This window comes from Micromonospora sp. MH33 (genome assembly GCF_003013775.1).
GTDB lineage: Bacteria > Actinomycetota > Actinomycetes > Mycobacteriales > Micromonosporaceae > Micromonospora > Micromonospora fulviviridis.
Genome location: NZ_MUYZ01000237.1, coordinates 1 through 11,053 on the forward strand (window position 1 = coordinate 1; position 11,053 = coordinate 11,053).

The following is an 11,053-nucleotide window of genomic DNA, read 5'->3' on the forward strand; positions in this document are numbered from 1 at the left end:
CACGCCGGCGGACGCCGCGGTGGGGCTGACGGTGGACGCCCCGCCGACCGACCGGCGGCCGGCCGACGACGCGGCGCCGGCCCGGGCCGACGGCGGCCTCCCGGTCCGGGTCCGCCAGGCCAACCTGGCACCGGAGTTGCGGCACGACCCGTCCACTCCGGACGATGACGGAGACGACGACGCGGTGCGCCCGCCCGAGCAGGTGCGCCGCATGATGAGCTCCTACCAGAGCGGCACCCGACGCGGCCGGACCGACGCGGCCCGGCTGCTCGGCGGGGCGCATGAGGCCGGCACGCCGGACACCGGCGACGGTCAGGCGACCTAGGGATCGCCGATCCGGCGATCCCGGACGAGCACGGCACACCAGCCGGGGGAGAAGAGGACGACGAGTGGCGCAGAAGACGGCTTCGAGCGCGGACCTGACGTGGTTGCTGGACGACCTGGTCGGCCGGGTCAAGCAGGCGGAACACGCCGTGGCGCTCTCCACCGACGGACTGCTGATGGCCTCGTCGCGCGGGTTGAGCCGGGACGACGGCGAGCACCTGGCGGCGATGGCGGCGGGCATCCAGAGCCTGGCGCGTGGCGCGGGCAAGCGGTTCGGCGGTGGTCAGGTGCAGCAGACCATCATTGAGATGCAGTCGTCGTTCCTGTTCGTCACCGCGGCCGGCCGCAACGCCTGCCTGGCCGTGCTGGCGTCCGAGGACGCCGACGTCGGCCTGATCGCGTACGAGATGGCCATGCTGGTCACCCGGGTCGGCCGGTTCGTCGCCTCACCGACCCGGGAACAGCCCCTCGGCGAGAATCCGACGCGATGACCGGCCAGGGGGAGTCCGCGGAGCACGAGTGGGTGGACGACCACGCCGGTCCGGTGGTGCGCCCCTACGCGGTGACCGGCGGCCGGGCCCGCCCGGTGACCGGCACGTTCGACCTGATCTCCCTGGTCACGGCGACCCGGGCGGAGGTGGGGTCGGAGTCCGGGCTCGGCCCGGAGCACGTGGCGATCGTCGGCCTCTGCCAGCGGATCCAGTCCGTGGCCGAGATCGCCGCCCATCTCGACCTGCCGGTGGGCACCGTCCGGGTCCTCCTGGGTGATCTGGCGGCCCGCAGCCTGGTGCAGGTCCGTGAGCCGCGCGCTACCCCCGCCGGCCTTCCCGACGACAGTGTTTTCGAGGCGGTTATCAATGGACTACGGGCGCTCTGAGCGGCCGGCGGGAGCGGCGCCGCTGCCCACCGCGATCAAGATTCTGATCGCCGGCGGTTTCGGCGTCGGCAAGACCACCCTGGTCGGCGCGGTCAGCGAGACCAAACCGCTGCGGACGGAGGAGGTGCTGACCGAGACCGGGATCGGCATCGACGACCTGTCCGGGGTGGAGGAGAAGACCACCACCACCGTGGCGATGGACTTCGGCCGGATCACCCTCAGCGACGACCTGGTGCTCTACCTGTTCGGCACCCCCGGGCAGGACCGGTTCTGGTTCGTCTGGGACGAGTTGGCGCTGGGCGCGATCGGGGCGGTGGTGCTGGCCGACACCCGGCGACTGGCCGACTGCTTCCCCTCGATCGACTACTTCGAGGGGCGGGGCACGCCCTTCGTGGTGGCGGTGAACTGCTTCGAGGGCGCCAAGCAGTACCGGCTGGACGAGGTGCACGGAGCGCTCGACCTGGACCCGGAGGTGCCGGTGGTGCTCTGCGACGCGCGGAAGCGGGAGTCGGTCAAGGAGGTGCTGATCACGCTGCTGGAGTACGCCATGAAGCTGCGCGAGGAGCGCCGCCGCGCCGCCACCGACTGACCTCAGGTGGATCGGCGGGAGCTGTCCGGATTCGATGGCGGATCGGCAGCTCCCGCCGGTTGTTTCCGGCAGCTGCCTGGCGCCTGCTTGACGTCGATCACGTCCTGAAGGAGGGCATGAACCCCTCCACTTTCAAGGTATACCGCAAGGGGGGTCTTGCGGCAAGACCCGGTTCGTGACGCAGAATCGCTGGCCGAGGCCAGTGCCCGCGCACATCGGGGGAGTCGCGACGTGCGACTTCAGATCGGAATTGATGAATTGAATTCTCAGACCACCAGCGCGTTCGACCTTCCCGGCCACCTGTCCGCCAAGGCCGACCCGACGTTGATCGCCGGCGACGAGCAGCACTTCGCGGCCATCGCGGAAAGCCTGGAGCAGTTGCTCACCGACCTGTCCGACCGCCTCGATGCCGAGCGCCGCGCGCCCGGCGGCATGGGCCGCCGGGCGTCGGACCGGGACATGGAGATCCGCCGGCTGACCGGTCGCCTGCGCGCCCTGCGCCGCTTCGGCCTGGACCTGTGCCTCGGGCGCATGGTCAGCGCGGACAACCCGGAGCCCGTGTACGTCGGACGACACGGCCTCACGGACAGCGCGGGTCGCCGGCTGCTGGTCGACTGGCGGTCCCCCGCGGCCGAGCCGTTCTTCGGAGCGACCCACGCCAACCCGATGGGTCTGGCCAGCCGCCGCCGCTACCGCTGGACCCGCGGCCGCGTCATCGACTACTGGGACGAGGTGTTCACCCCGGACGGCCTGGAGGGGCACGCCGCGCTCGACGACCAGTCCGCCTTCATCGCCAGCCTGGGCAGCAGCCGGTCGAACCGGATGCGGGACGTGCTCGGCACCATCCAGGCCGACCAGGACGCCATCATCCGGGCGGGCTCCCGTGGCGCTCTCGTCGTCGACGGCGGTCCGGGCACCGGGAAGACCGTCGTCGCTCTGCACCGCACCGCGTACCTGCTCTACTCCGACCCGCGCCTCGGTCACCGCCAGGGCGGCGTGCTGTTCGTCGGTCCGCACCAGCCCTACCTGGCCTACGTCGCCGATGTCCTGCCCAGCCTCGGCGAGGAGGACGTGCAGACCTGCACCCTGCGGGACCTCGTTCCCGAGGGTGCCGGGGCGAGCATCGAGACGGACCCGGAGGTGGCGCGCCTGAAGTCGTCCGCGGACCTGGTGCGGGCGATCGAGGCGGCCGTCAGGTTCTACGAGGAGCCGCCGGCCAAGGGGCTGACCGTCACGACCGGCGAGTCCGACATCCGGCTGAGCGCCGACGACTGGGCCGAGGCGTTCGCGGCGCCGGGACCCGGTACCCCGCACAACGAGGCGCGCGACGAGATCTGGGCGGAACTGCTCACGATCCTGCTGGAGAAGTACGACGGCGACGAGCCGGACGACCTGGTCCGCCGGTCGCTGGAGCAGAACCGGGAACTGCGCACGACCCTCCACCGCGCCTGGCCGCTGCTCGAAGCGACCGACCTGGTCGGCGACCTGTGGTCGGTGCCGGCCTACCTGCGCAGGTGCGCTCCCTGGCTCAGCCCCGACGAGGTCCGGAAGCTCCAGCGTGGCGACCCGCGGGCCTGGACGGTCTCCGACCTGCCGCTCCTGGACGCGGCACGGCAGCGGCTCGGCGACCCGGAGGCGTCACGGCGCAACCGCCGGCACGAAGCCACCGTCGCCGCCGAACGCGCGCGGATGGCCACGGTCGTGGACGACCTCATCGCCGCCGACGTCTACGACGACGGTGAGGGTCTGCTGACCATGCTGCGCCAGCAGGACCTGCGGGACGCCCTGGTCGACGAGGCCGCACTGCCCAGCGCCGATCCGGACCGGCTCGCCGGCCCGTTCGCGCACATCGTGGTGGACGAGGCTCAGGAACTGACCGACGCGGAGTGGCAGATGCTGTTGCTCCGCTGCTCGTCCCGGAGCTTCACCATCGTCGGGGACCGCGCCCAGGCCCGGCACGGGTTCACCGAGTCGTGGCGGGAACGGCTGGAGCGGATCGGACTCGACCGGATCAACCTGGCCTCCCTGACCGTCAACTACCGCACCCCGAAGGAGGTCATGGCGGAAGCCGAGCCGGTCATCCGGGCCGTGCTCCCGGACGCCAACGTGCCGACCTCCATCCGCGGCAGCGACGTCCCCGTCGTACACGGGTCCGTCTCCGAGCTGGATTCGATCCTCGACACCTGGCTCGCCGCGCACGCCGAGGGGACGGCCTGCGTCATCGGCGACCCCACGTTCCGGGCGACGTCCCGGGTCCGGTCGCTGACCCCGGAGCTGGCCAAGGGACTCGAATTCGACCTGGTCGTCCTCATCGACCCGGAGGCGTTCGGCACCGGCATCGAGGGAGCGGTCGACCGCTATGTCGCGATGACCCGCGCGACCCAGCAACTGGTCATCCTGACGAGCGCCTGACAAGTCCTCTCCGTGGACCGGCGCACGGCTGTCCGCTCCGGAGAGACGCGGAACCCCCCGGCACCTGCCGGGGGGTTCCGGTGCGTTGGTCAGCCGCGCTTGGTCTGCTCCACGAACCGCGTCCAGGCGGTCGGGTCGAAGGTGAGCACCGGCCCGGCCGGGTCCTTCGAGTCGCGTACGCCGACGACGCCCGCGAGGTTGTCCGCGACCTCGACGCAGTCACCGCCGTTGTTTCCGCTCTTCGTGCTCTTGCGCCACCGCGCGCCGGTCAGGTCCATGATGCCGCCGCTTCTCTGATGAGTTCCAGGGATTGCGCACGCGACAGGGCCACGCCGCGGATGCGTTCCCACCGTCGATCCAGCGTAGCAACGTCGGCGGCCCGGTCGATGATCTGTGCCTGGGCCTGGCTGTCCACGTGGCCGACTCGCGCGCCTTCCGGCATATCGGCGATCGTGAACGGCCCGCCCAGGCCCGGATACATGCCTACGTCGGCGGGCACGACGAAAATGGACACATTCGGTAGCGCGGCCTGCTCGGCGAGCCGGTCGCACTGCTCGCGCATCATGGGTCGGTCCTCGTCGAGGGTGCGACGCAGGACACCCTCGTCGATGACCGCGACGAGCAGCGGCGCGCGCTCCCGTCGCAGGATGGATTGTCGGCTCAGGCGCGCCTCCGCGAGGTTGCCAGCCTCGGCCGGCGTCAACGCCTCGCCGGCCAGCGTCGCCAGCGCATATGCCTTCGTCTGAAGAAGGCCGGGTACCCACGCGAGCTGAAACGACCGCAGCGACAGCGCCTCGCGCTCGATGTCAGCCCAGGGTCGGAACCAGGCCGGCTCCCGGCGTTTCAGCGCGTCCGGCCACAGCTCCTCAACGTTCCGGCCGAGGAGCTGCGCGACCCGTGCCCGATGTCGCGTCTGTGGGATCCGTCCTTTGCTGGCCCACTTCGCCGCAGTCTTCGGATCGACACCTACCTGAGCTGCAAGGCTGTCCGCTGTATGCCCGCTCTCGGCCATCGCTGCCTGTACGGCTCGATTCATCCTCAGGCCCTCTCGGAACGTTCCGAACGTCAGGAGGAAATACTTCTACGCGGTGTGATTGCTCCGCAACCCTCGGCAAGGTGCTTTGTAGACGGAGTCGAGGAGGGAGCGCAAGATGCCCGAGGAGAAGCCGAAGCCGGCCCCGGAGCCGGCGAACGATCCACCGCCGGCCCGCCCGGTCGTGCCCGGACCGATCGGGCCGCTCGTTTCTCCGTACCGGGGCCCCGGCCGGGTGACGAACGTCCCGCCCGCAACGCGCTGGCGATCCCGGGGCGGCCCACGCGTCGCGCACACCGCCTGCGGCCCGGCCTGGACGTGCGACGCCTGCGGTCGGGACTGGCCCTGCCCGGCGCTGCGGGCGACCCCGACGGACGCGGCCCGGCGCGCGACCCTGATCCCCGAGTACTCCCGGATCACCCGCCAGGCGATCCGTGACCTTCGCGGCCAGCCCGGGGGCCCGGACCCGGTCGCCATCGTCCGGCGCTTCCTCTGGTTCCTGCCGCTGACCGACGAGGAGGCCCGCGCGGTCGCGCTGAGGCTGCGATGAGCAGGGGGCCGGGTTCGCGGCTCGGCGCCGGCGACGTGGTCTTCCTGTCCCGCGCCGCCTCCCCGCAGTTCGCAGTCCCGATCAGCGTCCGCGTGATCCGTGAGATCCCCGACCGGCACCCGCCCTACGGATGGACCTGGATCGAGGGTTACCAGCTCGATTCCCGGGGCCTCGCCACCGCAAAGCGAGAGCTGTTCGTGTTGGTCGAGGGGGTCCGTCGCGACGCGTTGCCCGAGCCGGCCGGTCCCGGGCGACGTCGACCGGTCCGTCGGAAGTCGGGGCGGTCGTGCTCGCTGGCTCCGAGGGCCGCCGACTGAGTCAGGCGGAGAGCATCGCTACGTCGTACTTCTGGATATGGCCGTCTCGGGTGACGAGAGTAAGTCCTTCATGCCGGGCCTGGGCGATCAGCATCCGGTCGAATGGATCTCGATGGATCGGCGGGAGCCGCCCGGCTTCAACAGCGTGGTCGTGGCGGATCGGCAACTCCCGCAGGCCAGCCTGACATAGCCGCGCCGCGAGGTCGGGTGGCCCGGCCAACTTCCCCACCGCCTGCTTGATCGCCACTTCCCATACCGTCACCGCACTGATGTACACATCGGGCTGGGTGTCGATCAGGTCCTTGAGGTCGGCCGAGAGGGTCGAGTCGTCGGTCATCCACCACAGCACCACGTGGGTGTCGAGCAGAAGGCTCATCCGGGCAAACCGAAGTCAGCGGCGATCGAGTCGTTGACGGCGTCGGAGTCCCAGCCCTCGCGCAGGATGAGCTGGCCACGGAGCGACCCACGGCCGGTGCGAGCCTTGGGACGGAGCGGAATTACCTTGGCGACCGGGGTGCCAGCACGGCTGATCACAATCTCCTCGCCGTGCTCGACGCGCTCGATGATCCGGGAGAGATTCGTCTTGGCGTCGTGAATGTTGTACTGGCCTGCCGCTTCGGCTGTCACGATCCACCTCCTTAGCTAATACGTTAGCCCACCTCAGGCGCGCCCGACGAGTAGGGAGCGGGAAACGCCGGAGGGCCCCTTCCCGCGAGCGCGGGAAGGGGCCCTCCGTCGGGTACGACGTCAGCTGGCGATCATGCGACGCAGCACGTACTGCAGGATGCCGCCGTGCCGGTAGTAGTCCGCCTCACCGGGGGTGTCGATGCGGACCACGGCGTCGAACTCCACGCCGGTGTCGGTGGTGACCTTGACGGTGCGCGGGGTGTCGCCCTCGTTGAGCGCGGTGACGCCGCTGATCGAGAAGGTCTCCGTGCCGGTCAGGCCCAGCGACTCGGCGGTGGTGTCGACCGGGAACTGCAGCGGCAGGACGCCCATGCCGATCAGGTTCGAGCGGTGGATCCGTTCGTACGACTCGGCGATGACCGCCTTCACCCCGAGCAGCATGGTGCCCTTGGCGGCCCAGTCGCGGGACGAGCCGGAGCCGTACTCCTTGCCGGCCAGGATGACCAGCGGGACGCCCGCCTCCTGGTACGCCATGGAGGCGTCGTAGATCGAGGTCTGCTCGCCGGTCAGGTGGTTGACCGTGAAGCCGCCCTCGACGCCCGGGACCAGCTGGTTGCGCAGCCGGATGTTGGCGAAGGTGCCCCGGATCATCACCTCGTGGTTACCTCGGCGGGAGCCGTACGAGTTGAACTCGTGCCGCGCCACGCCGTGCTCGGCGAGGTACTTGCCGGCGGGGGAGTCCGCCTTGATCGAGCCGGCCGGGGAGATGTGGTCGGTGGTCACCGAGTCGCCCAGCTTGGCCAGCACCCGAGCCGCGCTGATGTCCTGCACCGGCTGCGGGTCCTTCGCCATGCCCTCGAAGTACGGGGGCTTCCGGACGTAGGTGGAGTCGCCGGCCCAGGCGAAGGTGTCGCCGGTCGGGGTCGGCAGCGACTGCCAGCGCTCGTCACCGGCGAACACGTCCGCGTACGCGGCGCTGAAGCCGGTGGCGCCGATCGCCGAGGCGATGACGTCCTGGATCTCGGCGCTGTTCGGCCAGATGTCCCGCAGGAACACCGGGTTGCCCTCGGAGTCCTCGCCGATCGGCTCGTTGGCCAGGTCGATGTCCATGGTGCCGGCGAGCGCGTACGCGACCACCAGCGGCGGGGACGCCAGGTAGTTCATCTTGACGTCCGGGTTGATCCGGCCCTCGAAGTTGCGGTTGCCGGAGAGCACCGAGACGACAGCCAGGTCGCCCTCGTTGACCGCGGCGGAGACCTCCTCCGGCAGCGGGCCGGAGTTGCCGATGCAGGTGGTGCAGCCGTAGCCGACCAGGTTGAAGCCGAGCTTCTCCAGGTAGGGCGTGAGGCCGGCGCGGTCGTAGTAGTCCATGACGACCTTGGAGCCCGGGGCCAGGGTGGTCTTCACCCACGGCTTGCGGGCCAGGCCCTTGTCCACGGCGTTCCGGGCCAGCAGCGCGGCACCGATCATGACCTGCGGGTTCGAGGTGTTGGTGCAGGAGGTGATCGCGGCGATCACCACGGCACCGTGGTCCAGCTCGTACTCGACGCCGTCGGCGCCGGTCACCCGGACCGGGTTGGTGGCGCGGCCACCGGCGCCCGCCGCGGCGGTCTCCAGGTCGCGCGGCTCGTCGGCCGGGTCGCTGAACTCGTTGGCCGGCGGGTCGCTGGCCGGGAAGGACTCGGCGCTGGCCTCGTCGGCCGGGCCGTTCGCGCCGCGGGGCAGTTCTTCGCGGGCCACGCCCGGCTTGATCTGCTTGTCCGCGCCGCCCAGGTCGCCGGCGGCGACGTAGTCGGTGAGCGCCGAGCGGAACAGCGTCTTGGCGGAGCCCAGCGGCACCCGGTCCTGCGGGCGCTTCGGGCCGGCCAGGGACGGCTCGATGGTGCTGAGGTCCAGCTCCAGCCGCTCCGAGTACTCGGGCTCGCGCGCCGGGTCGTGCCAGAGGCCCTGCTCCTTGGCGTACGCCTCGACCAGCGCGACCTGCTGCGCGTCGCGGCCGGTCAGCTCCAGGTAGCGGACGGTCTCGGCGTCGATCGGGAAGATCGCGACGGTGGAGCCGTACTCCGGGGACATGTTGCCGATGGTGGCCCGGTTGGCCAGCGGCACCGCGCTCACGCCCGGGCCGTAGAACTCGACGAACTTGCCGACCACGCCGTGCTTGCGGAGCATCTCGGTGATGGTGAGCACCAGGTCGGTGGCGGTGGTGCCGGCCGGCATCTCGCCGGAGAGCTTGAAGCCGACGACCCGCGGGATCAGCATGCTGACCGGCTGGCCGAGCATCGCGGCCTCGGCCTCGATGCCGCCGACGCCCCAGCCGAGCACGCCCAGGCCGTTGACCATCGTGGTGTGCGAGTCGGTGCCGACCACGGTGTCCGGGTACGCCTGGCCGTTGCGCTCCATGACGGTGCGGGCCAGGTACTCGATGTTGACCTGGTGCACGATGCCGGTGCCCGGCGGGACGACCTTGAACTCGTTGAACGCGGTCTGGCCCCAGCGCAGGAACTGGTAGCGCTCCTTGTTGCGCTCGTACTCCAGCTCGACGTTGCGCTCGAAGGCGTCCTCGCGGCCGAACAGGTCGGCGATGACCGAGTGGTCGATGACCAGCTCGGCCGGGGCGAGCGGGTTCACCTTGGTGGCGTCGCCGCCGAGGTCACGGACGGCCTCGCGCATGGTGGCCAGGTCCACGACGCAGGGCACGCCGGTGAAGTCCTGCATCAGCACCCGGGCCGGGGTGAACTGGATCTCCACGCTCGGGTCGGCGGTGGGGTCCCACGCGCCGAGCTGCTGGATGTGGTCGGCCGTGATGTTCGCGCCGTCCTCGGTCCGCAGCAGGTTCTCCAGCAGGATCTTCAAGCTGTAGGGCAGCCGGTCGTGGCCCTCCACCTTGTCGATCCTGAAAATCTCGTAGCTCGCGTCTCCGACGCGTAGCTGGGTCTTCGCACCGAAGGTGTCGAGGCTCGCCACGTCGTACTCCTTCACACCAGCGACCGTGAGTAGTCCTGAGCAGTTTGTCGCACCGGCCGGGGCGCCGCCGTGGTTAGGCAACACTTACCCGCGTCGGTCTCAACAAAACCGTACGTCCGTCTTGCTATTCGCGCAACCTCATGCCAGGGTTCGGGACGAGGAGGTGGCATCATGATCCATCACGTCCTGCTCGCCTGCCCGCGCGGCTCCGAGGAAACCTCGCGGGCGTTCTACGCCGGCCTGCTCGGCCTGGTCGAGAAGCCCAAACCGCCGGCCCTCGCCGCCCGCGGTGGTTGCTGGTTCACCGGGTACGGCGCGGAGCTGCACCTCGGCGTCGAGGACGACTTCCGGCCCGCCCGCAAGGCGCACCCGGCCCTGCTCCGCCCCGACCTGGACGGGCTGGCCGCCCGGCTCGACGCCGCCGGGTACCCCGTGACCTGGGGCGACGACGAGATTCCCGGCATGCGCCGGTTCCACACGTACGACCCGCACGGCAACCGACTGGAGTTCCTCGCCCCCGTCGACTGAGCCCCCGCGGGTAGGGTTCGGGGGTGGTCGACGTGCAGCACTGGCTCTCCGCGCTGCCCCCGGGCGTGCTCTATCTGATCGTCGCCGGGGTCATCGGCGTGGAGAGCATGGGCATCCCGCTCCCCGGCGAGATCGTGCTGGTCAGCTCCGCCCTGCTCGCCGCCACCGGGGTGGTCGAGCCCGAGTGGGTGGCCACCGCGGCCGCCGCCGGCGCCATCATCGGCGACTCCATCGGATACGCCGTGGGCCGCCGCGGCGGGCGACCACTGCTCCACCGGCTGGGCCGGCGCTTCCCCAAGCACCTCGGCCCGGCACAGCTCGCCCGCGCCGAACAGAGCTTCGCCCGGCACGGTGTCTGGGCAGTCTTCTTCGGGCGGTTCGTCGCCCTGCTCCGCATCCTTGCCGGCCCGCTGGCCGGGGCGCTGCACGTGCCGTACCGCCGGTTCCTGCTGGCCAACGCGGCCGGCGGCCTGGTCTGGGCGTTCGGCACCACCTACCTGCTCTTCTCGGTGGGCCGGGCGGCCGAGCACTGGCTCAAGGACATCTCCTGGGCCGGGCTGGCCCTCGCGGTGCTCGCCGGCCTGGCCAGCACCTGGTGGCTGCGCCGCCGCGCCCGGCACCTGGAGTCTGCCGAGGTGCCCGACGAGGCCGACGAGCGCGTGCACGCCGGCGACCGCTGACCGGACGCCGAGAGGGCCCGACCCCCGGTGGGGTCGGGCCCTCTCGTTGTTGCTGTTGGTTCGCGCTGTCGGATCGTCAGGAGGCGCTGTAGCCGCGGGTGGCGATCCAGTCGGCGAGGTTGTCGACGGTGATGCGGTAGGAGGCGGTGTTG

13 protein-coding genes and 1 pseudogene are annotated in these 11,053 nt (G+C 70.9%); 9 read left to right on the plus strand and 5 right to left on the minus strand.

Translation table 11 applies throughout. The features are described 5' to 3' along the window. The 5 genes and pseudogenes from B0E53_RS27130 to helR all read left to right on the plus strand — a co-directional run. A pseudogene (locus B0E53_RS27130) lies at positions 1–325 on the plus strand (histidine kinase); the annotation flags it as partial. Between the two features lie 64 nt (positions 326–389). Next, positions 390–815: a roadblock/LC7 domain-containing protein gene (locus B0E53_RS27135; RefSeq protein ID WP_107078620.1), complete on the plus strand. Its 426-nt coding sequence runs from the start codon at positions 390–392 to the stop codon at positions 813–815. Continuing rightward, complete coding sequence (locus tag B0E53_RS27140) at positions 812–1,201, plus strand: DUF742 domain-containing protein (RefSeq protein ID WP_107078621.1); 390 nt, start codon at positions 812–814, stop codon at positions 1,199–1,201. The genes B0E53_RS27135 and B0E53_RS27140 overlap by 4 nt, the downstream gene beginning before the upstream one ends. Then, positions 1,182–1,790, plus strand: coding sequence for an ATP/GTP-binding protein (locus B0E53_RS27145; protein WP_107078622.1), 609 nt, complete (start codon positions 1,182–1,184; stop codon positions 1,788–1,790). The genes B0E53_RS27140 and B0E53_RS27145 overlap by 20 nt, the downstream gene beginning before the upstream one ends. A 258-nt stretch (positions 1,791–2,048) precedes the next feature. Continuing rightward, positions 2,049–4,202 carry an RNA polymerase recycling motor ATPase HelR gene (gene helR, locus B0E53_RS27150; RefSeq protein WP_107078623.1) on the plus strand — a complete coding sequence of 718 codons (2,154 nt, stop codon included), beginning with the start codon at positions 2,049–2,051 and terminating at the stop codon, positions 4,200–4,202. Between the two features lie 89 nt (positions 4,203–4,291). Here the strand turns inward: helR and B0E53_RS27155 are convergent, their stop codons facing one another. Together B0E53_RS27155 and B0E53_RS27160 are read right to left on the minus strand one after the other, a co-directional pair. After that, positions 4,292–4,480, minus strand: a complete 189-nt coding sequence (locus B0E53_RS27155) for a DUF397 domain-containing protein (protein WP_107078624.1) — start codon at positions 4,478–4,480, stop codon at positions 4,292–4,294. Continuing rightward, positions 4,471–5,238 (minus strand): DUF5753 domain-containing protein, encoded by a 768-nt coding sequence (locus tag B0E53_RS27160; RefSeq protein WP_107078625.1) that lies wholly within the window; start codon positions 5,236–5,238, stop codon positions 4,471–4,473. The genes B0E53_RS27155 and B0E53_RS27160 overlap by 10 nt, the downstream gene beginning before the upstream one ends. A gap of 115 nt (positions 5,239–5,353) precedes the next feature. Between B0E53_RS27160 and B0E53_RS27165 the strand changes: the two genes are divergently transcribed. Together B0E53_RS27165 and B0E53_RS27170 are read left to right on the plus strand one after the other, a co-directional pair. Further along, positions 5,354–5,785, plus strand: a complete 432-nt coding sequence (locus tag B0E53_RS27165; RefSeq protein ID WP_246835615.1) for a hypothetical protein — start codon at positions 5,354–5,356, stop codon at positions 5,783–5,785. Next, complete coding sequence (locus B0E53_RS27170) at positions 5,782–6,102, plus strand: hypothetical protein (protein ID WP_107078626.1); 321 nt, start codon at positions 5,782–5,784, stop codon at positions 6,100–6,102. The genes B0E53_RS27165 and B0E53_RS27170 overlap by 4 nt, the downstream gene beginning before the upstream one ends. A gap of 1 nt (position 6,103) precedes the next feature. On the opposite strand, the gene B0E53_RS27175 is transcribed toward B0E53_RS27170, so the two are convergent. The 3 genes from B0E53_RS27175 to B0E53_RS27185 form a co-directional block, all read right to left on the minus strand. Beyond that, positions 6,104–6,478 (minus strand): type II toxin-antitoxin system VapC family toxin, encoded by a 375-nt coding sequence (locus B0E53_RS27175; RefSeq protein WP_107078627.1) that lies wholly within the window; start codon positions 6,476–6,478, stop codon positions 6,104–6,106. Then, entirely contained in the window at positions 6,475–6,729 is a 255-nt protein-coding gene (locus B0E53_RS27180) for a type II toxin-antitoxin system prevent-host-death family antitoxin (protein WP_107078628.1), read from the minus strand. Before B0E53_RS27180 ends, B0E53_RS27175 begins: the two co-directional genes overlap by 4 nt. Before the next feature lie 120 nt (positions 6,730–6,849). Then, the gene (locus B0E53_RS27185) at positions 6,850–9,708 is read right to left on the minus strand and encodes an aconitate hydratase (RefSeq protein ID WP_107078629.1); all 2,859 of its coding nucleotides are present in this window, start codon (positions 9,706–9,708) and stop codon (positions 6,850–6,852) included. 156 nt (positions 9,709–9,864) lie between these two features. Here B0E53_RS27185 and B0E53_RS27190 point away from each other — a divergent pair, with 156 nt between their 5' ends. Together B0E53_RS27190 and B0E53_RS27195 are read left to right on the plus strand one after the other, a co-directional pair. After that, positions 9,865–10,221 carry a VOC family protein gene (locus B0E53_RS27190; protein WP_107078630.1) on the plus strand — a complete coding sequence of 119 codons (357 nt, stop codon included), beginning with the start codon at positions 9,865–9,867 and terminating at the stop codon, positions 10,219–10,221. Positions 10,222–10,244: 23 nt separating this feature from the next. After that, positions 10,245–10,901 (plus strand): DedA family protein, encoded by a 657-nt coding sequence (locus B0E53_RS27195; protein WP_107078631.1) that lies wholly within the window; start codon positions 10,245–10,247, stop codon positions 10,899–10,901. Positions 10,902–11,053: the final 152 nt, after the last annotated feature.